Genomic DNA, 20,841 nt, shown 5'->3' on the forward strand with positions numbered 1-20,841 from the left:
TCATACGGAAATCCCCAGTTCCGGAGAGGTGAGCGCCGCCAGCACCATCTTGCGGCTGGCATCCACCTGTTCATGCATGATGCGGGCGGCTTCCTCGGCCCGGCCGAGGGCGAGTGCCGCGATCAGTTCCTCGTGCTCATGCGCCATCTCGCCGGTGCGGTCCCGGCGCATCAGGCCCATGACGAGCATGCGGGTGCTTTCGTCGAGCAGCCGACCGAGCTGCCGCGCGAGGCGCGCATTGCCCGAAAGCTCGGCCACGGCGACATGGAAGGCGCGGTTGGCCTCCAGGAAATCGATGGCGCTGTCACCGTTGCCGGGCTGGTAGCCGGCGGCGCAGACGCCATCCAGCGTCTTCAGGTGCTCGGCATCCACCCGGCCGGCGGCGCGGCGCGCGGCCTCGGGCTCCAGCAGCAGGCGCAGGTCGAACACTTCATGGATGTCGCGGATGGTGACGAGGGAGACGACCCAGCCGCGGCGGGGCAGGGCGGCGATCAGCCCTTCATCCGACAGCCGCGCCAGCGCCGCGCGGATCGGCGCCTTGCCGAGCCCCATGGAGGCGGAGAGCGTCGCCTCGGACAGGCTGGAGCCCGGTTCGAGGCGCGTGGAGATGATGTCCCGGCGCAGTTGGCGCGCGGCCTGTTCGGTCAGCGAGGGTGGTGCCTCGAAAGTTGACAGGTTGACGGGCATGACCATGGACATGCCACTGACATGTCACGCCCTCGGCAGGGATGCAAGATAATTTCTCGCAACTGCAACAGCTGCCTCGGGGGTGGTGTCGTTCATCACCGTCAGCACGCGCAGGCCGGGCGGCAACGGTGCCTCGCGCGACAGGCGGGCGGCGATGTCGGCCGGTTCCTCGCGGCCGCGCGCGGCCAGCCGGGCGGCGCGCAGCGCGGCGGAAGCCGTGATGTGCAGCACCGCGAACGGATACCGGGCCGCCGCTTCCTCCAGCACCGTGCGCGAGAGGTTGGCCAGCACCACGCGGCCCCGCGCCAGATCGTGCTCGATGGAGCGCGGGATGCCGTAGCGCAGCCCGTGGGCGGACCATTGCAGGGCGAAATCCTGCCGGGCGAATTCGGCCTCGGTCAGGGCCAGGTGGTCCTCGCCGCCCGCATCGGCGGGGCGGGTGATGGCGCGGCGCGCGAAGACGAAGCGCGGGTCCTCGGCCAGGGCGGCGCGCAGCCCCGCCATCACCGTGTCCTTGCCCGCGCCCGAAGGCCCCACCACACCAATCAGCATGCCAACATCTCCCGTGCCGGTCCGGCATCGGCCGGATCGGCGGCGGGGGCAAGAGGATGAGTGAGGAGGTTGTGTGACGGCCGGCCTGTCACGGCACGGGAAATCAAGCCTGGAAGATGAAATCTCCCGCGGATACGGCGTTGATTCCATGGATGTCGAAGCCATCGGCGCCGATCAGCACCCGCACCATGCCGTCGCCGCCCACCTGCACCACATCCGCGAAGCTGAAGCCCAGCCCCGACACGTCCAGCTTCTGCCCGGCCTGCCAGCCCCAGATCACGTCATGGCCCCAGCCGGCGCCGAACACATAGCGGTCCGCCCCGCCATAGCTGAACAGCACGTCGTTGCCCGTGCCGCCCGTCAGCACATCCGCGCCCGCCGAGCCATAGAGCATGTCGTCCCCCGCGCCGCCGTCGAGGACGGAGCCCGCGGCACCCGACTGGTTCGCCACGATGGTGTCGCCGCCAGCCCCGCCGGTGAACTGGTGCGCCGCCTCGATCAGGCGGATCACCTCCACATTCGCGGGTATGGCGAAGCCGTCCACCGCGACCCAGGCGGTGTCCGTGCCTTCGCCGGGGTTCTCGATGATCTGGGTGGTGATGCTGCGCACCACATACTGGTCGTTGCCGAGCCCGCCGCGCAGCACGTCATTCAGCGCGCCGCCGGTGTTGATGATGTCGTCCCCCGCCCCGGCATCGACGCTGGAGGCCCCGGAGGCGCCCAGCCAGATCGTGTCGTTGCCCGCGCCGCTGCGGATGACGGACATGCCCATGCCGGCCCAGATCTCGTCATCGCCCGAGCCGGTGGTGATGGTGTTGTTCCAGCCCAGCAGCTCTATGCCCACCCCGCCATTGCCGGCGGTGACGGTGGTGCCCGCGACGTGGCCCGACATGACGAAGCTCTGCCCCTCGCCCAATGTCACGCTGTTGCCGGCGCCATCCAGCATCACCAGGTGGCTGCCGCCACCCAGGTTCAGCGTGGCGCCGCCGCCCAGGGCCTGCGTCACGCCGTGATCGGGGCGCAGGTTGGGCGAGATCTCGCTGGCGGTGACCAGCAGCACGGTGTCGGCGGCGGCGGCCAGGCTGCCGCCCGCCCCGTCATCGGCCGTGACATGCAGCACATAGCGGCCGGGCGCGAAGGGCGCGCCGGTCAGGTCCAGGCTCCACTGCCCGTTCATGTCCGTGAAGGCGGTGCCCAGCAGCCCGCCCCCCGCCAGGGAGACCTGGACATCCCGCAGCGCCCCCGCCTGGCCATGCAGCACCAGCGTGCCGTCGGCGGTGATGAAGTCGCCCGCGATGCCGGTATCGGTGGTGATGGCGGACAGGATGGGCGTGGCGCCCAGCGTGTCCGTGGCCACCGACAGGTTCAGCCCGTGGGAGACGCCGGAGTTGCCGGTCAGGTCGTGATAGGCGTTGCCCAGCACGATGAAGGCGCCGGTGCCGTGCCAGTCGGCGCTGGGGGTGAAGCGGGCGGTCCAGGTGATGTTGTCGCTGGTCCAGAGGTCGGACAGCGTGCCCCCGGCCACCGCGATGTCAGAGAGGGTGAAGCCGCCCACCAGCTCTGAGAAGGCGAAGGTAATGGTGGCGGTCTCGCCGCGCGTCAGCTCCGCGTCGCTGCTGGTGATGGAAAGGGTGGGGGCGGTGGTGTCGCCGGACAGGGAGAAGCGATACAGGTTGCCCGTGGCGTTCTGATCCTCCGGAACCAGGGCCTGGTTCGTGGTGTAGAACAGCCACTTCCCGTCCGCCGACAGGCTGAGCACGCCATAGGGGCCTACGTTCACGCTGCCCGCCTGACGCACCGCGCCCGTGCCCACGTCATAGACCATGATCGGCGCGTTCGAGTTCAGGCCGACGCCGAAATAGGCCACCTGGCTGCCGTCGGCCGAAATGACCCCGCCCTGGATGCTGGTGGGAAGCAGGGTGTTCGTGTCCGTCAGCGCATCCCACAGCCACACGCCGGAGGACGCGGCGGTCGGTCCGCCGCCGTTGTAGACGATGTAGCGCCCGTCCGCCGAGACGGACGGCAACAGGTTCAGCGGCGGCGCGCTCCAGACGGAGTTCGACACCGGATAGCTGCCATCCGCGCGGTGCGACACCAGCTTCAGGACGCCTGTCTGCGTGTCATAGCGGAAGACGTCCGCGAAGTTGTTCCCGTCTGCGGCCTCCAGCTTCGCCTGCGTGCTGAACACCACATATCGCCCGTCGGGCGTCACGCCGCCGGTGAAGTCGGACTGCAGGGCAGAGCTGGTCGCGGCGGAGGAAACCAACTGGGCGGTGCCGGTTCGCTGGTCATACAGCCAGAGCGGCGCGGCGCCGGCCGAATTGCCGGTCAGCAGCAGATAGCGCAGGTCGGCCGAGGCCCCGGCGTAGCCCGGATTGGCAATGCCGCCTATGGCCGCGCTGTCGACGCTGAGCGGGATGAACGTGCCGCTCTCCGCGCTCCAGAGGGTGACGTTGCTGCTGTAGTTGTTGCGGACATTGCCGGGCGTTTGGCCGTCGACCGCAGCGATGGGCTGGAACATGACCAATTGCCCGTCATCGCTGATGCGGGCGCCGGCGGCCGAGTATCCCGGGCCGACCGAGATCAGCCGTGCCGAGCCTTCCAGCGTGTCCAGCAGATAGACATCCGCATAGCTGTTACTGGGGTTGTCGCCGCTGACGCCTGAAACCGGGCTGCCGTAGCCGCTGACGACCAGAAAGCGGCCGTTAGCCGAGCTCGCCAGGGCGGTCAGCGTGACTACCCCCGTCAGCGGGGCCACGAGTGAGAGATCGTTGGACAACGGCGCCGCTCCCGGAAATGGGCCCGGCGTCGGGCCGGGCTTCCGAGAGGTATATTAACCGCGCGTTAAAGCCTGTCCTCATGCAAACGCATGAGACCCGATCACAGCTCCGCCGCCGCCTTCAGCACTTCGGCCGCATGGGCATCCGGCTTCACCTTGCGCCACACCTTCACGATCCTGCCATCCGCGCCGACCAGGAAGCTCGACCGCTCCATCCCCATATAGGTCTTGCCGTACATGGATTTCTCGACCCACACGCCATAGGCCTCGGCCACCGCGTGGTCCTCGTCGGAGGCGAGGGGGAACTCCAGCCCGAACTTGGCGGCGAACTTCTCGATGGGCTTCATCGGGTCGGGCGAGACGCCGATGACCGTCAGCTTCAGCTTGCCCAGCGCCGGCAGCGCCTCCTGGATGCCGCAGGCCTGGGTGGTGCAGCCGGGCGTGTTGGCCTTGGGGTAGAAATACAGCAGATAGGGCTGGCCCTTCAGGGCCTCGGAGGACACCTGGCGCCCCCCGCTGGCGGGCATGGTGAAGGCGGGGGCTTCGTCGCCGGGATTCGGTCCGCTCATGCGCTCTCTCCTGTCTCGGGGCGGCCGATGTGGCGGATGAAGGCCGCCCGCACCGCCGCCGCGTGGTGGTCGATCTGTGTGCGCAGCGCCGCCAGGTCAACGGGCTGGGTGCCCAGCACCTGGCCCGCGCCGGCCAGCAATGCGGCCTCGGCGGCGGTGGAAAGTGCTGCGTCGCGCGGGCCGGGCGCCATCAGGCGCCGCAGGCCCAGCAGGGTGCGCCACAGGTTCTCGGCCCGCACCAGCAGTTCGTGCTCCGGCAACAGCCCGGCGGCGCCCAGGGCCGCCAGCGCGGATTGGGTGTTGCCCACCAGCAGCTCCGGCCGGTGGGGGGCGTGTTCCAGCGTCAGCGCCTGGGCGATGAACTCCACCTCGATCATGCCGCCGGGCATGGATTTCAGGTCCCAGGGGCCCACGGGCGGCAGGTCGCGCAGCATGCGCCCGCGCATGGCCGCCGCATCGGCCAGGGCCTTGCCGGGCGGCAGGGGGCGCAGCTGGGCCTCACGCAGGGCGGCGGCCACGCGGCCGTGGAAATCGGCGGGCCCGCCCACCACCCGGCCGCGCAGCAGGGCCATGCGTTCCCAGGTCCAGCTTTCCTCGGCGTGATAGCGCGCGAAGCTTTCGAGGCGCGTGGCCACCGGGCCCTTGTTGCCCGTGGGGCGCAGCCGCATGTCGACATCGAACAGCTTGCCCTCGGCGCCCGGCGCCGACAGCGCCGCCACCACCTGGTGCGACAGGCGGATGAAATACTCGCTGGGCGCCAGCGACTTGGTGCCGCCGGAGGATGCCTCGGCCTCCGGCGCGTGCTCATACAGCAGCACGATGTCGAGGTCGGAGCGCGGCAGCATCTCCCGCCCGCCCAGCTTGCCCAGCGCGAGCATCGCCAGCGACCCGCCCTCGATCCGGCCGTGGCGGATGGCGAATTCCTCGGCCACGGCGGGCATGATGGCGGCGATCACGGCATCGGCCATGTCCGACCTCAGCACCCCCGCCTGGTCGGCCGTCAGCCGGCCTTCCAGCATGGCGGCGTCGATCTCAAAGCGGCGCTCGGTCGCGAGCCGCCGCGCGCTGTCCAGCGCTTCCTCGAAATGCCGCGCGTCGCGCACCAGCGCCGCGACCGGCAGGGGGGCGGTGGGGTCATGGCCCAGCAGCGCCTCGAAGGCGGCGGGCGTGTTGGCCAGATGGTCCGCCAGATACGGGGCGGCGCCCAGGATATTGGCCACGCGCTTCAGCAGTACCGGGTTGCGCGCCATCAGCGAGAAGATCTGCACCCCCACCGGCAGCCGCGCCAGCATGGCGTCGAAGCGGGCCAGCACATGGTCGGGCTCCGCCTGTTCCGCGAAGGTATCGAGCAGCGCGGGCAGCAGCCCGTGCAGCAGCAGCCGCGCACGCTCGCTGCGCAGGGCGCGCACGCGGCCCTGCTGCCAGCCGCGCAGGATGGCGGCGGCGCTCGCGCCGTCCGAGAAGCCCAGCGCCTCCAGCCGGGCCGCGGCCTCGGGCGCTTCCTCGGGGCCGAGGGGCACCGGCGGGGCGTCGCTGCGCGGACCGCCGGCAATGCCCTCGAAGACGCGGGTATAGTGGGCCTCGACCACGCTCATGTGGCGGAACATCTCGGCCGCCAGCGCCTCAGTGCCGGTGAAGCCCATGAAGCTGGCGATGCGCGCCAGGCCTGCGTCATCCTCCGGCATCTGGTGGGTCTGGCGGTCCTCGACCATCTGCAGCCGATGTTCCAGCTCCCGCAGGAAGACATAGGCGTCGGACAGGCCGGCCAGCGCGTTGCGGTCCAGCTTGCCGGCGGCCACCAGCGCCGACAGGGCGCCCAGCGTGGTCGGGTTGCGCAGGCCGGGGTCGCGCCCGCCCCAGATCAGCTGCAGCGCCTGGGCGGTGAACTCCACCTCCCGGATGCCGCCGCGGCCGAGCTTCACGTTATGGCCCGCGAGCTGGATCGTGTCGTGCGCGCCCTTCTTGTCGGCCTGGTGCTCGTGGATCTGGCGCTTGATGGAATGGATGTCGGCCAGCGCCGCGAAATCCAGGTGCCGGCGCCAGACGAAGGGGCGGATCTCGTTCAGGAAGGCGTCGCCGGCCGCGATGTCGCCCGCCACCGGCCGCGCCTTGATCATGGCAGCCCGTTCCCAGGTGGCGCCCATGCTCTCGTAATAGGCGATGGCCGAGGGGATGGGCACGGCCAGCGGCGTGGCCGAGGGGTCGGGGCGCAGGCGCAGATCGGTGCGGAACACATAGCCTTCGGCCGTGCGTTCCTCCATCAGCCGCACCAGGTCGCGGGCGATCCGCACATAGGCGGATTGCGCCTCCTCCGGGTCCACGGCGGCCTCGGGGTCGAACATCACGATCAGGTCGATGTCCGAGGAGTAGTTCAGCTCCCGCGCGCCGAACTTGCCCATGCCCAGCACCACCAGCCCGCAGCCCTTGGCACCTTTCGCGGCAACGCGCTTCAGTTCCCCGCGTTCCACGGCGGTGCGCAGCAGGTGGCGGCACGCGGTCTGCAGGCAGGCTTCGGCGAGCGTCGTCAGCGCGCCCGTCACGCGGTCCAGCGGCCACAGCCCGCCGATGTCGGCGGCGGCGATGACCAGCGCCGCGCGGCGCTTCACCTGCCGCAGCAGGGCGCCGAGCGCCTGGCGGGGCGTGCCGGCCGCGACGCGGGCGAGCGGCGCCAGGCAGAGTTTGAAGGCGTCCTCCGGCCCCTTGGCCAGGAAGCGCTGGAACAGGGCGGGCTCTCGTTGCAGCAGCTCGGCCAGATAGGGGCTGTGGCCGGCGAGGGCCGCGATCCAGGGGCGGGCGGCGTCGCTGGCGGCCAGCGCGGGGGCCGGCGTATCGCCCTCGCGCAGATGCTCGAGCGTGAGGGCGAGGGCCTCTGTATCATGGGCCGCCGGCAGGGGGCGGGCCAGGACACGTGCCGAAGGAGAGGAGGAGGGGTTGCGCGACATCGGCACAGATGGGAACGAGGGATCGATGACAGGTCAAGACGACCCTCGCGATCCGAGGCGCCTGGCGCCGGGGCGGCTGCCGACCTTCGGGCGTGGGCGCGGCGCCGCGAAGCCTGTCGAGTTGCCCCCCGTGGCACCCGAGGATGCCGCTGAGCCGGAAGAAAAGCGCCGCTCAGGGCTTCTGGGGCGGCTGAGGACATTCAACCGGCCCCGCCCGCCTGAGGCGCCGGTTGCGCCCCTTGTTCCCATGGTCGAACTGCCCCCGGCGCCTGCGGAGGAGCGGGAGGCAGCCGAAACCGCCGGCCTGCCCGCTGCCGAGGCGCCGCTCGAGGAGGTGCCTGCCGCTGGGGACGGGGCCGAGTCGGTTGCGGGGGATCTGCGTCAAGGGGAAAGCCCGGCCGCAGCGGCGGTCGATCCGATGCCGGACGAGCCGCTGCCCGCCCCCGAGGAACTGGCCGAGCCGGACGCGGCGGTGCCCGAGGAAGAGCCCGATCGGGTCGATCCGGTGCCGGAGGTGACGGCCGAGGAGCCGGTGCCTCTCGTCGAGGAATGGCCTGAGCCGGCCACGGAGGACGTGGCGCCCGAGGAAGACTTGACCGCGCAGCCGGCCGATCCGCTGCCTGAGACGGTGGCTGAGGAGCCGGTGCCTGCCCCTGAGGAGCTGGCCGAACCGGTCGCGGCGGTGCCCGAGGAAGTGCCCGATCGGGTCGATCCGGTGCCGGAAGTGACGGCCGAGGAGCCGGTGCCCCTCGACGAGGAACCGGCTGAGCCGGTCATGGAGGATGTGGCACCCGAGGAAGACCTGACCGCGCAGCCGGCCGATCCGCTGCCTGAGGCGGTGGCTGAGGAGCCGGTGCCCGCCCCTGAGGAACTGGCCGAGCCGGTCGCGGCGGTGGCCGAGGAAGCGCCCAATCGGGTCGATCCGATGCCGGAAGTGACCGCCGAGGAGCCGGTGCCCCTCGACGAGGAACCGCCTGAGCCGGTCACCGAGGACGTGGCGCCCGAGGAAGACTTGACCGGGCAACCGGCCGATCCGCTGCCTGAGGCGGTGGCGGAGGAGCCGGTGCCCGCCCCTGAGGAACTGGCCGAGCCGGTCGCGGCGGTGGCCGAGGAAGCGCCCAATTGGGTCGATCCGGTGCCGGAAGTGACGGCCGAGGAGCCGGTGCCTCTCGTCGAGGAACCGCCTGAGCCGGTCACCGAGGACGTGGCCCGCGAGGAAGACGTGACCTCGAATCCGGCCGTCGAGGACTTGGCCGAGCCGGTCGCCGCTCTGCCTGAGGACGAGGCCAATTGGGTCGATCCGGTGCCGCAGGCGACGGCCGAGGAGCCTGTGCCCCTCGACGAAGAACCGCCTGTGCCGGTCACGGAGGATGTGACCCCTGAGGAAGACCTGACCTCGCAGACGGCCGATCCGGTGCCTGAAGCAGTGACCGACGAGCCGGTGCCTGTCGCCAAGGAACTGGCCGAGCCAATCGCAGAGCACGTGGCGTCCGAGGAGGAAAGGACGTCGGCCGAGCCGTTGCCGGAAGTGGTGGCCGAGCAGCCTGGACCCGACACCGGGGACCTGCCTCGGCCGGTCACGGAAGACGTAGCGCCGCCCGAGGCTGTTGCCGAGAACCCGGCCCCCCTCGCCGAGGAGCCGCCCGAACCGGTCACGCAGGACGCGGCGCCCCCCGAGGAGCACCTGGCCTCACCGATCGACGAGCCCGTGCCCGCCCCGGTGGTCGAGCCGCCCACGCCCCCCGCCGCCCCCGCTCCGCCAACTGCCCGGCGCCGCCTGCTGTCCTGGCGTGCCCGCCCGGCCGTTCCGGCCGCCGACCGCCCAACCGTTCCGGTCACCCGCCCGCGCCACCCCGCCTGGCGCCGCACGCTTCGCTTCGCCCTGCGCGGCGTCATGGCCCTGGCGCTGCTCGGCGGGCTGGCGACGGCGGGGCTCGCCTGGCGCCTGTCGCGCGGGCCGCTCGAACTGCCCTGGCTGCGCGACAGGCTCGAAGCCGGCATCGTCCTGCCCGGCGGCGGCACCGCCACCGCCGCCGGCGCCTCCCTCGCCTGGGAAGGGTGGTCGCAGGGCGAAACCGCGCTGCCCGCCCTGCAACTGGAAGGGCTCTCGCTGCGCATGCCGGGCATCGAGGCGCAGGTGGCACGCGCCCAGCTCCGCCTTTCCCTGCGGGCGCTGCTGCGGGGTGAGATCGCGCCCAGCACGCTCGATCTCCACGCTCCGCTGGTGCGCATCGACCCCGCGGCCCTGCCTCCGGCCGACTCGACCGCCACCGAGGCGAGCAGCGCCGACCAGACCGGCGGCGACACCCTCTCCGACTGGATGGCCGCGCCCGATGACGACCGCCGGCAATACGCCCTGCGCCGCCTGCAGCTGCATGGCGGCCGGGTGGAGGTCGCGGCCGGCCCGGATTCGCCCGCACTCGCCTTGGCCGACATCGATGTGGATGCCCGCCGCCCGCCGCAGGGCGGGCTGCAGGCCGATGGCGAAGCCAAGCTGGAACTGCTGGGCGAGACCCTGCCCCTGTCCATCGTCGCCGCCGGGGTCGAGGGCCAGGACCCCCACCGGCTGGTGCTGCGCGCGCAGGGCATCCGCCCCGGGCTGGTCGCGCGGCTGGCCCCGCCGCTGGCGCCCTTGGCCGAGATCGAGGCCAGCCTGGACCTGACCGCCGGGGTCGAGGTCGATCGCGGCCTGGTGCCGCAGGTGCTGGCCGTGAAGCTCGATGCCGGCCAGGGGCTGTGGCGCCCGCGCGCCGGCGGGCAGCTGCCCTTCCAGCGGCTGGAACTGCGCCTGGGCCTGTCGGCCGAGGAAGTGGAACTGCGCGACGCCCGCATCGTGCTGGGCGCGCAGGACGGCGCGCAGCTGCCCCTGTTCGCCCAGGGCCAGGCCCGGCGTGAGGGCGACCACTGGAACGCCCAGGCCAGGGCCGAGGTCGCCTCGCTGGATCTGTCGCGCCTGGCGGAGCTGTGGCCGCAATCCCTGGCGCCTGAACTGCGCGGCCGGGTGATGGCCCATGTCGCGGCCGGCACCCTGCGCATGGCCACCGCAACCGGCGAATTCCAGGTCGCGGCCAGTGCCGACGCGCCCGAGATCCGCCTGACCGCCGCCCATCTGCGCCTGCCGCTGGATGCGCCCCGGCTGGGCGCGGGCGCCGGCGTGCAGGCCGAGGCCGCCTTGCTGGACGTGACCGCCGGCCCCGACCGGCTGCGGTTGAACGAGGCCTGGATACGCCTGGCACCCATCCGCCAGGACACGCCCGCCACCACGCTCAACGCGGCGGGCCAGGCGCTGCGCGCGGATAATGTCTGGCGCGCGGATCTGACCGCCGGGCTGGACGGCGTGGCGATCCAGGACCTGCCGCGCCTGTGGCCGGCGGAAATCGGCGGCGGCACCCGCGGCTGGATCACGCAGAACCTGACCCAGGGCCAGATCACGGGCGGCAACTGGCGCGTCGGCCTCAGCATGGCAGACGGCGCGGAGCCTGAGGTGACGCGCCTCGACGGCTCCCTGCGGATCACGGGCGCCACGGTGCATTGGCTGCGCCCGGTACCCCCCATCCAGGGGGTGAACGGCAGGGTGGAGTTCACGCCCGATGTCGTCACGGTCACGACCGAAGGCGGGCGTCAGACCAGGCCCGACGGCAGCGCCATGGGGCTGGAGATTCCCTCCACCACCATGCGCTTCACCGGCCTGCAGCAGCATGACCAGTTCGCCGACATGGCGATCCAGCTCTCCGGCTCATTGCCTGATCTGGTGACAGTGCTGCGCCACCCCCGGCTGAAGCTTTTCGAGCGCCGGCCGCTGGATCTGACCGTGGCCGCCGGCCAGCACAACACCCGCGTGTCGGTGGGTTTCCCCCTGCTGGCCGATATCCCGAACGACGCCCTGCGGGTGCGCGCCGAAAGCCGCATCACGGGCCTGTCCATCCCGCGCATCCTGCTGGGCCAGGCGCTGGAAGGCGGCACGGCCGAGCTGAACGTGGACCCGGAGCGCCTGCGCGTGCAGGGCACCGCCAACCTGCTGGGCGCGCCCATGCGCCTGTCGGTGGACATGGATCTGCGCAACGGCCCCGCCGCCCAGATCGTGACGCGTGAGACGATGCAGGGCACGCTTTCGGCCGAGCAGCTGCGCGTGCTGGGCTTCGACCTGGGCGATATCCTGACCGGCAGCGTGGCGCTGAATGCGCGCACCGAGCGCCGCCGCAACGGCCAGGGCCAGGTGTTCATGAACGCGGACCTCGCGCCCGCCCGGCTGGAGATCCCCTTCGCGGGCTGGCGCAAGGACATCGGCAGCCCCGGCAGCGCCGAGGCCGTGCTGCGCCTGGACCGCGACCGGCTGGTCAGTGTCGAGAACGGGCGCGTGGATGTGCTGGAGCTGTCTCTGCGCGGCCGGGCGGTGGCCAACCGCAACAGCCGCATCGAGCGCTACGAGCTGGCCGAGAGCCAGTTCGGCGGCAGCCGCTTCCAGGGCGAGGTGCGCCCGCCCGCCCAGCCCGGTGCCGCCTGGGTGGCCAATCTGCGCGGCCCGCTGTTCGACCTGCGCCCGATCCTGAACCGCCCGCGTGATCCGCCGCCGCCGGAGGGGACGGACCCGCCGACCGTGCCGCCGCTGAACCTGGAGGCGCGCTTCGACCGCGTGACCACCAGCAACACCCAGCAGATCCTGGGCGTGCAGCTGCGCGCCGGGCTGGACGACCACAGCGTGCTGCGCAGCGCCACGGTGCGCGGCCGCACGGGTGCCGCCACCCAGGGCGAGAATTTCGAGCTGGTGGTGGCGCCGCGCGGCACGGGCCGCACGCTGCGGCTGTCTGCCGACAATGGCGGCGCGCTGCTGGCGGCCTTCGATGCGACGGAGGCCGTTCAGGGCGGCCGGATGGCGGTGAACGCCGCCTGGGCCGACAACCGCGCCGCGACCCCGCTGATCGGCTCCGCGGAGCTGGAGACCTTCACGCTGCGGCGCGCCCCGGCCATGGGCAAGGTGCTGCAGGCCATGACGCTCTATGGGCTGATGGACGCACTGCGCGGCGGCAATGGGCTGACCTTCAGCCGCATGGTCGTGCCCTTCAGCCTGACGGACGAGGTGCTGGCCGTGACCGATGCCCGCGCCATCTCGTCCTCTCTGGGCGTGACGGTGCGCGGGCGCATTCTGCGGCAGGTGGATGTGCTGGACATCGAGGGCACGATCGTGCCCGCCTATCTGTTCAACCAGCTGCTGGGGAACCTGCCGGTGCTGGGCAGGCTGTTCAGCCCGGAGCCGGGCGGCGGCGTGTTCGCGACCAGCTTCCGGGCCCAGGGGCCGGCGAGCGACCCCCAGGTGCTGGTCAATCCGCTGTCGACGCTGACGCCGGGCTTCCTGCGCGGGCTGTTCGGGCTGGGCCAGGAACCGGCCAGCACCAGCAGCCAGGCACCCGCCCGGCGGTAGGCTTGCTCAGGGCTTGCCGGGCGCGGGGTCCAGCATCTCGCGCTTGCCGGGCTTGTCCTTCCACTCCTCGCGGTCTTCCGGCGGCTCACCCTTGCGGGTGATGTTGGGCCACACGCCGGCATATTCGCGGTTCAGCTCCAGCCAGCCGGCGGCCTTGTCGTCGCTGTCGGGGAAGATGGCCTCGGCGGGGCATTCAGGCTCGCACACGCCGCAGTCGATGCACTCATCCGGGTGGATCACCAGGAAATTGGCGCCCACATAGAAGCAGTCCACCGGGCAGACTTCCACGCAATCCATGAACTTGCACTTGATGCAATTCTCAGTGACGACATAGGTCACGGCGGCAAACTCCCACAGGGCAAAGGCGGCCGGCATCCATGCCGCGATAGGCCGCGCAACGCAACTAGGCGTGGACCCCTTCCGAACGCCATGCGGCCAGTTTGCGATAGATGGTGGACGGATTCACCCCCAGCAATGCCGCTGCCTTCGGCACATCCTGTCCGGTGTGGTCCAGCGCGGCCAGGATGCAGCGGCGCTCCACCACCGCCAGTGGCTCGATGGATGCGGGCTGCGGCGGTGGGGCCATGGGGGGCGGGGCGGGCGCGAAGGCCGTGACCGGCGCGGGCGAAGGCGGGGCTGCCACATGAGCCACCGCCGGCGGCGGCGCGACCATGGGCGGCACGGGTGCTGCCGCGGGCTGGGGCGCTGCCGCGGGCAGGGCTGGCGCCGGCAGCGGCGGCAGCATGCCTGGCGTCACCACGTCACCGTCATGCAGCACCACGACGTTGCGCACCGCGTTCTGCAACTGCCGCACATTGCCCGGCCACGGATAGGCGCTGATCGCGGCCTCCGTCTCGCGGGCGAAGCCCCGGAAGCGGCGGCCTTCCTCCTTCGCGAAGCGCGTCAGGAAATGCCGCGCGATCAGCAGCACATCCTCCCCGCGCTCCCGCAGCGGGGGCAGGGCGATGGGCACCACATACAGGCGGTAATACAGGTCCTCGCGGAAGCGCCCGGCCTCCACCTCCGCCAGCGGATCGCGGTTGGTGGCCGAGACGATGCGCACATCGGCCTTCTCCGGCCGGGCGGCGCCCACGGGCTGGAAGCTGCCGGTCTGCAGGAAGCGCAGCAGCTTCACCTGCATGTCCAGCCGCATCTCCCCCACCTCGTCCAGGAACAGGGTGCCGCCTTCGGCCTGGCGCGCGGCGCCGGCGCGGTTGTCGATGGCGCCGGTGAAGGCGCCCTTCACATGGCCGAAGATCTCGCTCTCGATCAGGTCCTTCGGGATGGCGCCGCAGTTGATGGCGACGAAGGGGCCCTTGGCGCGCGGGCTGGCCTTGTGGATGGCCTCGGCCGCCAGTTCCTTGCCGGTGCCGCTTTCGCCCGTGATGAACACATTGGCGCGTGAGGGTGCCACGCTCTCGATGGTGCGATAGACGGCCTGCATGGCGGGCGAGGCACCGACGAAGCCGAAGAAGCGCCCGCGGTTCAGCTGCTGCTTCACGGCCGTCAGCTCGGCCCGCAGGGCGCGGTTCTCCAGCGCGTTGTCCAGCGTGACCTTCAGCCGGGCCTTGCCATAGGGCTTCACGATGAAGTCGATGGCGCCCTCGCGCATCGCCTCCACCGCCGTGTTCACGCTGCCATTGGCGGTCAGCACGATCATTGCGGCCTCGCTGCCTTCCGCGCGCAGGCGGCGCATCAGCTCGAAGCCGGAGAAGTCGGGCAACTGCAGGTCAACCAGGACGGCGTCGGCCGGCCATTCCTGCGCCAGCAGCAGCGCCTGGGCGCCGGTGGCGGCGTGGCGCACCTCGTGGCCCAGGGCGGCCAGCATGGCCTTGGCGACCTCGGCCTGGGTGGGCGTGTCCTCGACGAGGAGCACACGGCCGGTCGGTGCGGTGACGGTCTCGCTCACCGCACAGGCGTCGCATTTTCACCCGGGTCGGGTCAATGCGGGCGCGAAAGCTCAGAAACCGAAGCCGGCCACCAGGAACAGGCCCAGCACCGCCGCCAGGAAGACCAGCGCGCCGATCGCATAGCGTGTCCGGCTGGAACGGTCATTGCCGTAGCGCCGGGCCGGCGGGCTGGCGGCGGCGGTGACGAAGGTGTTCAGCTGTTCCTTCACCGCCGTCAGTTCCGCGCGCAGGGCGCGGTTCTCCAGCGCATTGTCCAGCGTGACCTGCAGCCGCGCCTTGGCATAGGGCTTCACGATGAAGTCGATGGCGCCCTCGCGCATCGCCTGCACCACGTTCTCGACGCCGCTGTTCACCGTCAGCACGATCATCGCGGCCTTGCTGCCGCGCGCCTTCAGCCGGCGCATCACCTCGAAGCCCGAGATATCGGGCAGTTCCAGGTCCACCAGCACCGCGTCGGGCTGCCATTCCTGGGCGATGGCCAGGGCCTCGGCCCCGGTGGCGGCGTGGCGCACGTCATGGCCCATTGTGGCCAGCATTGCCTTGGCGACCTCGGCCTGGGTAGGCGTGTCCTCGATCAGAAGGACGCGTCCGGCGCCCTGCTTGGCTGTCTCGCTCATGCTGCTGCGCTCAGTTGCCGGCGAGCTGGTGCAGTTCCTGCAGGGCGGACCGGCTTTCGGCCGAAAGCCGGGGCAGCACCTCGCTGGGTGAGACGGGCTGCGCCGGGTCCATGGCGGTGCGGGCCTCCACCTCCAGCCGGCGGGCGCCGACGGCGGCGGCGGCACCGGCCAGGCTGTGCGCGGCGCGCAGATAGCCGTCCAGGTCTCCCTCGCCGGCGGATTGCGTCAGCTCTCCGGTCAGGCGGGCGAGGTCCGCCTCGAAGGTCGCGATGATCCGGCGAAAGATCTCGGGGGGCAGATCGTCGGCCAGCTGGCCGGCGATGGAGGGGTCGATGGCGCTCACGGTGAAGAGAGGTCGCATTATAACCCAACCCAGGTCAATGACCCGCCGGCCCGGCGTGACGCTCCGCGGCATTGTGCCTGCGGCGGGTGCCATGGCTAGAAACTGAACCCGGCGACGAGGAACAACCCCATCACGGCCGCCAGGAAGGCGACGGCGCCCATGGCATAACGCAGCCCGCCAGGGCGGGCCTGCCCGTGGCGTCGGGCGCGGGGATGGTCCGCGGCGCTGATCTGATGGGTCATGTGACCCTCAAAGGCCCGCGACGGCGAACAGGCCCACGACGCCGCCCATGAACAGCGCGCAGCGGAACACATAGCCCACCGGGCTGACGCGCGCGTCGGCGTTCAGCCGGACGGGCGCGGTGGAGGAAGCGGCGATCATGGTGGTCATGGGGGTAGCCTCGAAGTCAGGGCTACCGCCATGCAGGCCGCGTGCCAGCGATTTTCCTGAAATGCGTCGCAAATTGCGACGCATCATGCCTTCAGGCGCCGCGCGAATGCCCCTGCGGTTCACTCATTCCGCGTTCGATCATCAGCGAGAGGAACCAGATCGAGAGGCCGCCCAGCGCCAGCCCGGAACCCACCCAGCCGGTGGAGACCAGGCCGTAGCCCGCCGCGATGGCATGCCCGCCGAGCCAGGGCCCCAGCGCGTTGGCGAAGTTGAAGGCCGAATGGTTCAGCGCGGCCGGCAGCGCCTGGGCCGCGCCCGAGACATCCATCAGCCGCGTCTGCAGCACCGTGCCGAGCGACCCGCCGAGCCCGATGCAGAACACATCCAGCGTCAGCAGCCAGATATTGCCGGCCACCAGCGGGAAGATCGCAAGCGCCACGGCCGTCCAGACCAGCACGGCGCCGGCGGTGGGCATCAGGGCGCGGTCGGCGAAGCGCGGCACGATGATGTTGCCGATCGTCATGCCGATGCCGAACACCGCCAGCACCAGCGGCACCACGGCGTCGGACATGCCCGTCACCTCCAGCAGGGTGCTGGCCAGATAGGTGTAGATGGCGAACAGCCCGCCGAAGCCCACGGCCCCGATCGCCAGCGTCAGCCACATCTGCGGGCGCGTCAGCGCCGACAGCTCTCGCCGCATGCTGGATTTCTGGCCGGGCTTGTCGGTGGGGGCCAGCAGCGCCACCAGCGCCGCGCAGGCCAGCGCCGCGATCGCGACCAGAACGAAGCTCCAGCGCCAGCCCACGGCCTGGCCCAGCCAGCTGGCCATGGGCACGCCGATGATGGTGGCCGTCGTCAGGCCCAGGAACACCTGGCCCACCGCCTGGGTGCGCCGGTGGGGCGGCACCAGCGATGCCGCGACCATGGCCGCGAAGCCGAAGAACGCCCCGTGCGGCATGCCGCTGAGGAAGCGCCAGACCAGCATCTGCCCGTAGGAGCCCGCCAGGCCGCTGAGGCCGTTGCCCAGCGCGAACACCACCATCAGCCCCACGATCATCGCGCGGCGCGGCAGGCCGGCGCCCAGCACCGCGATCAGCGGCGCGCCCACCACCACGCCCAGCGCATAGGCGCTGATGACATGGCCGGCCGCCGGTTCATCCACCCCCAGGTCCCGCGCGAAATAGGGCAGCAGCGACATGGTGGCGAATTCGGTCGTGCCGATGGCGAAGGCACCGATAGCGAGGGCCAGGATGACCCATAGGGGGCGAGCTGGGGGGCGACCAGGGGGGCGAACTGGGGGGCGAACGGCGGAAGTCATGCCGGGTTGAATGCTCCGTCCTCGCCCAGCAGCATCAGGATGCCGGTGCGGATATCGAAGGTGCCGCCGATCAGGCGCAGCGAACCCTCGGCGACGCGCTCCGCCACCCAGGGGAAGGTCATGAGGTTGGCCAGCGAGATCTTCACCGTCTCCTGCTCCGCGGCGGTCTGCGGGTCGGCCGGGTTGCACGCCAGCACGCGGCTGCGCGCTTCCTTCGCGATCTGCATCCAGGGCGCCACGAAATCCTTCGCGGCGTCGGGGAAGCCGTTCAGCAGCGCGTGAACGCCGCCGCACATGCCGTGGCCCAGCACGATGATGCGGGGCACCTGCAGCACGCGCACCGCGAATTCCAGCGCGGCGGAGGTGCCGTGCAGGTCGCCGTCGGGCTTATAGGGCGGCACCAGATTGGCCACGTTGCGGACGATGAACATCTCGCCCGGGCCGGTGCCGAACACCATGGCGGGGTCCACGCGGCTGTCGGAACAGCTGATGACCAGGGCGCCGGGCTTCTGTCCGTCACGCGCCAGGGACTGGAACAGCTTGCGGCGCTCGGGCCACACATTCTCCCGGAACTGGGCGTAGCCGGAGAGGAGGTCGTCGATATCGTCGGGCATGGGGCGGCTCCCTGCGCGTGTCCGGGCCCGATGTCCAGCCCCGGACCCAGTGCAATTTGGTGCAGTGCAGCAGGACGTCAACCCTGCGAGGGCGCCGAAACGCGGCCGAGCAGCAAACCGATGACCGGGGTCAGCAGCCCGGCCAGCACGGCCGGATCGGCCCCGGCCAGCGGGGCTAGTTGCATCATCTGGCGCATCATCTGCACGCCCGCGACCAGCGACAGCAGCAGCGCCGCGCGCTCGGCCGCGTGTTCGCCCGCCACGCTGCCCTCGGCGGTGCGCTGGTGCGCCTCGGCGATGCGCGCCCGGGCGATGCGGGCAGCGGTGTCGCTGGTGGTGGAGCGGAACAGGATCAGGAAGCCGTCCAGCGGCGTGGCCTCGGTGCCGGTCAGGCCCACCAGCGCCTCGGCGAAGGCCCGGGCGGGGTCGGCGGCCGCCAGATTGACGGGGGAGAGGATGACGGGATCGCGCATGGTGTCGTGCACGACCTCTCCGAACAGCCCCTCCTTCGAGCCGAAATAGCGGTTGACCATCATGGCCGTGACGCCCGCTTCCTCCGCGATGCCGCGCAGGCCGGCGCCCTCGTAGCCGTGCTGGGCGAAGGCGCGGCGGGCGGAGGCCAGGATGGCGGCGCGGGTGGCCGCGGCCTTGGCGGAGCGGCCTTCGGGAGCGTTCATTATACACCTGTAGACTTAAAAGGAGATGTTCAGTATACGATCGTAGACTTTTTTGGCCGAACAGGAAACAGCGATGCGCGACACGGTATTGGTAACAGGCGGGACGGGCTTCATCGCGAGCTGGGCGATCGTGTCGCTATTGCGCCAGGGCTATGCGGTGCGCACCACCATCCGCGAGCCTGGGCGGGAGGCGGCGGTCCGCCAGGCCACCGGGGCGGCCATGGCCGAGCCCGGCGACAGGCTTACCTGTGTCGTGGCCGACCTGACCCGCGACGATGGCTGGGACTCCGCCATGGCCGGGTGCCGGCATGTGCTGCACATCGCCTCGCCCCTGGGGCGCGAGGCGCCTTCCGATCGTGACGCGCTGGTCGGGCCCGCGCGCGACGGCACTCTGCGCGTGCTGCGCGCGGCGGTGGCGGCGGGTGTCGAGCGGGTGGTGATGACCTCTGCCGCCGCGACGGCGCGCGAGCGCGGCTCCAGCGCCGTCAGCACCGAGGCCATCTGGGCGGATCCCGAGGACCCGCTGCTCGATCCCTATCGCCGCTCCAAGATCCTGGCCGAGCGGGCGGCGTGGGACTTCATGGCGGGCGCTGGCAACCGGACCAGCCTGACCACCATCCTGCCGGGCGCCGTGTTCGGGCCGCTGCTGCCGGGCGTGCCGGTGGGCTCCGTCTGGATGGTGAAGAGCCTGCTGGAGGGCAAGCCGCCCCGGCTGCTCAACCTGGGCCTGTCGGTGGTGGATGTGCGCGACCTGGCGGAGGCGCATGTCGCGGCCCTGACCGCCCCCGCCGCGCCGGGCGAGCGTTTCCTCTGTACCGGCCATTTCCTGTGGATGCCGGAGGTGGCGGCGGTGCTGCGCCAGGGGCTGGGCGCCCGGGGCGCGCGCGTGCCGGACAAGGTGCTGCCGGACTGGCTGGTCGGGCCGCTGTCCTGGGTGGTGCCGCGCCTGCGGATGTTCCGCCACGACATCGGCCAGCGGCGGGAGGCGGATAACGGCAAGGCGCGCGCCGTGCTGGGCTTCGACCCGCGCCCGGCGGCGGAGACGCTGTTGGACTGCGCGCGCAGCCTTTAGCCGCCGCGCGCGCCCGTGGCCCGCAGGATGGGCAGCCAGCGCGCCTGCTCCGCCGCGATGAACGGCACGGCGGCGCTCGGCAGGGGCTGCACCCCGGCCTCGGCATAGCGGCGCAGCAGGTTCGCATCGCTCAGCGCGGCGCGGGTGGCGTTGCTCAGGCGCTCCATCACCGGCGCCGGCGTCGCGGCCGGCGCATACAGCGCCTGCCAGGACGCGCTTTCATACCCGCGCACGCCGGCTGCCTGCAGGGTGGGCAGCTGCGGCAGCAGGGCGGAGGGCACCGAGGTGGTGACGGCCAGCCCGCGCACCCGGTTGTCGGCCATCAGCGGCGCGATCAGGGTCTGGCTGTCGATCATGAAATCCACCCTTCCGGCCACCAGGTCCGTCACGGCCTGGGGCGTGCCGCGATAGGGGATGACCTCGAACTCCACCCCCGCCAGCTGCTTCAGCAATTCCCCCGCGAGATGGGAGGCGGCACCGATTCCGGTGGTGGCGAAGCGCGCCTGGCCGGCCTTGCCGCGCAGCCATTCCAGGAAGCCCGGCACATCCTGCGCGGGCAGGGAGGGATGCACCGCCACCACGAAGGGCTGCTGGCCCAGCAGCGCGACGGGCGCGAAATCCGCCACGGGGTCCACCCCGGCATCCGGATACAGCGCCGGGATCACGGCATGGGCCGCGCCCGAGAGCAGCAGCGTGTTGCCGTCAGGCTGGGCGCGCGCCACGGCCCGCGCGCCGATCACGCTGCCGGCGCCGGGCATGTTCTCGATCACCACGGTCTGGCCCAGCTCACGCCCCAGCGGTTCCGCCAGGATGCGCGCCACCACGTCGATCACCCCGCCCGCCGCGAAGGGCACCACGACCCGGACTGAGCGCGATTGCGCCACGGCAGGCGTGGCGAGCAGGGCGAGGGCGGCGGCGCGGCGGGTGAGCATGCGCAAATCCTGCCCTGTAT

The 20,841-nt window shown here is 71.5% G+C and carries 17 protein-coding genes; 2 read left to right on the forward strand and 15 right to left on the reverse strand.

Going from position 1 to position 20,841, the window contains the following annotated elements; all coding sequences use genetic code 11:
• From EOD42_RS10555 to EOD42_RS10575, 5 genes are all read right to left on the reverse strand, one after another.
• Positions 1–699, reverse strand: coding sequence for a GntR family transcriptional regulator (locus EOD42_RS10555; protein WP_127787487.1), 699 nt, complete (start codon positions 697–699; stop codon positions 1–3).
• A 12-nt stretch (positions 700–711) separates the two neighbouring features.
• Positions 712–1,239, reverse strand: coding sequence for a phosphonate metabolism protein/1,5-bisphosphokinase (PRPP-forming) PhnN (phnN, locus tag EOD42_RS10560; RefSeq protein ID WP_127787488.1), 528 nt, complete (start codon positions 1,237–1,239; stop codon positions 712–714).
• A gap of 103 nt (positions 1,240–1,342) precedes the next feature.
• Positions 1,343–4,018, reverse strand: a complete 2,676-nt coding sequence (locus EOD42_RS10565) for an Ig-like domain-containing protein (RefSeq protein WP_127787489.1) — start codon at positions 4,016–4,018, stop codon at positions 1,343–1,345.
• Positions 4,019–4,119: 101 nt separating this feature from the next.
• Positions 4,120–4,587 (reverse strand): thioredoxin-dependent thiol peroxidase, encoded by a 468-nt coding sequence (bcp, locus tag EOD42_RS10570; RefSeq protein WP_127787490.1) that lies wholly within the window; start codon positions 4,585–4,587, stop codon positions 4,120–4,122.
• Complete coding sequence (locus EOD42_RS10575) at positions 4,584–7,529, reverse strand: bifunctional [glutamine synthetase] adenylyltransferase/[glutamine synthetase]-adenylyl-L-tyrosine phosphorylase (protein ID WP_127787491.1); 2,946 nt, start codon at positions 7,527–7,529, stop codon at positions 4,584–4,586. The genes bcp and EOD42_RS10575 overlap by 4 nt, the downstream gene beginning before the upstream one ends.
• A gap of 247 nt (positions 7,530–7,776) precedes the next feature.
• Between EOD42_RS10575 and EOD42_RS10580 the strand changes: the two genes are divergently transcribed.
• On the forward strand, positions 7,777–12,948 hold the full coding sequence (locus EOD42_RS10580) for a YhdP family protein (RefSeq protein ID WP_127787492.1): 5,172 nt from the start codon (positions 7,777–7,779) through the stop codon (positions 12,946–12,948).
• 6 nt (positions 12,949–12,954) lie between these two features.
• On the opposite strand, the gene fdxA is transcribed toward EOD42_RS10580, so the two are convergent.
• The 9 genes from fdxA to EOD42_RS10615 form a co-directional block, all read right to left on the reverse strand.
• A complete protein-coding gene (gene fdxA / locus EOD42_RS10585; protein ID WP_127787787.1) occupies positions 12,955–13,287 on the reverse strand; it encodes a ferredoxin FdxA in 333 nt (110 codons plus the stop codon).
• 64 nt (positions 13,288–13,351) lie between these two features.
• Positions 13,352–14,857 (reverse strand): sigma-54-dependent transcriptional regulator, encoded by a 1,506-nt coding sequence (locus tag EOD42_RS10590; protein ID WP_127787493.1) that lies wholly within the window; start codon positions 14,855–14,857, stop codon positions 13,352–13,354.
• A 51-nt stretch (positions 14,858–14,908) separates the two neighbouring features.
• Complete coding sequence (locus EOD42_RS10595; RefSeq protein WP_127787494.1) at positions 14,909–15,475, reverse strand: response regulator; 567 nt, start codon at positions 15,473–15,475, stop codon at positions 14,909–14,911.
• Positions 15,476–15,485: 10 nt separating this feature from the next.
• The gene (locus EOD42_RS10600) at positions 15,486–15,836 is read right to left on the reverse strand and encodes an Hpt domain-containing protein (protein ID WP_164867872.1); all 351 of its coding nucleotides are present in this window, start codon (positions 15,834–15,836) and stop codon (positions 15,486–15,488) included.
• A 77-nt stretch (positions 15,837–15,913) separates the two neighbouring features.
• A complete protein-coding gene (locus EOD42_RS25900; protein ID WP_164867873.1) occupies positions 15,914–16,060 on the reverse strand; it encodes a hypothetical protein in 147 nt (48 codons plus the stop codon).
• Between the two features lie 7 nt (positions 16,061–16,067).
• Positions 16,068–16,208: a hypothetical protein gene (locus EOD42_RS25905; protein WP_164867874.1), complete on the reverse strand. Its 141-nt coding sequence runs from the start codon at positions 16,206–16,208 to the stop codon at positions 16,068–16,070.
• A 91-nt stretch (positions 16,209–16,299) separates the two neighbouring features.
• Positions 16,300–17,526, reverse strand: coding sequence for an MFS transporter (locus tag EOD42_RS10605; protein WP_127787496.1), 1,227 nt, complete (start codon positions 17,524–17,526; stop codon positions 16,300–16,302).
• Positions 17,523–18,140, reverse strand: coding sequence for a carbonic anhydrase (locus EOD42_RS10610; protein ID WP_206020316.1), 618 nt, complete (start codon positions 18,138–18,140; stop codon positions 17,523–17,525). The genes EOD42_RS10605 and EOD42_RS10610 overlap by 4 nt, the downstream gene beginning before the upstream one ends.
• Before the next feature lie 77 nt (positions 18,141–18,217).
• On the reverse strand, positions 18,218–18,817 hold the full coding sequence (locus EOD42_RS10615; protein ID WP_127787497.1) for a TetR/AcrR family transcriptional regulator: 600 nt from the start codon (positions 18,815–18,817) through the stop codon (positions 18,218–18,220).
• Between the two features lie 73 nt (positions 18,818–18,890).
• On the opposite strand from EOD42_RS10615, the gene EOD42_RS10620 reads away from it, so the two are divergent.
• Positions 18,891–19,889 carry an NAD-dependent epimerase/dehydratase family protein gene (locus tag EOD42_RS10620; protein WP_127787498.1) on the forward strand — a complete coding sequence of 333 codons (999 nt, stop codon included), beginning with the start codon at positions 18,891–18,893 and terminating at the stop codon, positions 19,887–19,889.
• Here the strand turns inward: EOD42_RS10620 and EOD42_RS10625 are convergent.
• Positions 19,886–20,821 carry a Bug family tripartite tricarboxylate transporter substrate binding protein gene (locus EOD42_RS10625; protein ID WP_127787499.1) on the reverse strand — a complete coding sequence of 312 codons (936 nt, stop codon included), beginning with the start codon at positions 20,819–20,821 and terminating at the stop codon, positions 19,886–19,888. The two genes, EOD42_RS10620 and EOD42_RS10625, sit on opposite strands and share 4 nt — an antisense overlap.
• Positions 20,822–20,841: the final 20 nt, after the last annotated feature.

It is taken from the genome of Rhodovarius crocodyli (assembly GCF_004005855.1).
In the GTDB taxonomy this organism is placed as follows: domain Bacteria; phylum Pseudomonadota; class Alphaproteobacteria; order Acetobacterales; family Acetobacteraceae; genus Rhodovarius; species Rhodovarius crocodyli.

Bases quoted from the DNA above. Each gene is read 5' to 3' on its own strand.
- EOD42_RS10605 (WP_127787496.1), bottom strand. From the start codon at position 17,526: ATGACTTCCGCCGTTCGCCCCCCAGTTCGCCCCCCTGGTCGCCCCCCA.
- EOD42_RS10610 (WP_206020316.1), bottom strand. From the start codon at position 18,140: ATGCCCGACGATATCGACGACCTCCTCTCCGGCTACGCCCAGTTCCGG.
- EOD42_RS10615 (WP_127787497.1), bottom strand. From the start codon at position 18,817: ATGAACGCTCCCGAAGGCCGCTCCGCCAAGGCCGCGGCCACCCGCGCC.
- EOD42_RS25905 (WP_164867874.1), bottom strand. From the start codon at position 16,208: ATGACCACCATGATCGCCGCTTCCTCCACCGCGCCCGTCCGGCTGAAC.
- EOD42_RS10555 (WP_127787487.1), bottom strand. From the start codon at position 699: ATGTCCATGGTCATGCCCGTCAACCTGTCAACTTTCGAGGCACCACCC.
- EOD42_RS10580 (WP_127787492.1), top strand. From the start codon at position 7,777: ATGGTCGAACTGCCCCCGGCGCCTGCGGAGGAGCGGGAGGCAGCCGAA.
- EOD42_RS10575 (WP_127787491.1), bottom strand. From the start codon at position 7,529: ATGTCGCGCAACCCCTCCTCCTCTCCTTCGGCACGTGTCCTGGCCCGC.
- EOD42_RS10620 (WP_127787498.1), top strand. From the start codon at position 18,891: ATGCGCGACACGGTATTGGTAACAGGCGGGACGGGCTTCATCGCGAGC.
- EOD42_RS10600 (WP_164867872.1), bottom strand. From the start codon at position 15,836: ATGCGACCTCTCTTCACCGTGAGCGCCATCGACCCCTCCATCGCCGGC.
- EOD42_RS10625 (WP_127787499.1), bottom strand. From the start codon at position 20,821: ATGCTCACCCGCCGCGCCGCCGCCCTCGCCCTGCTCGCCACGCCTGCC.
- phnN (WP_127787488.1), bottom strand. From the start codon at position 1,239: ATGCTGATTGGTGTGGTGGGGCCTTCGGGCGCGGGCAAGGACACGGTG.
- bcp (WP_127787490.1), bottom strand. From the start codon at position 4,587: ATGAGCGGACCGAATCCCGGCGACGAAGCCCCCGCCTTCACCATGCCC.
- EOD42_RS10595 (WP_127787494.1), bottom strand. From the start codon at position 15,475: ATGAGCGAGACAGCCAAGCAGGGCGCCGGACGCGTCCTTCTGATCGAG.
- EOD42_RS25900 (WP_164867873.1), bottom strand. From the start codon at position 16,060: ATGACCCATCAGATCAGCGCCGCGGACCATCCCCGCGCCCGACGCCAC.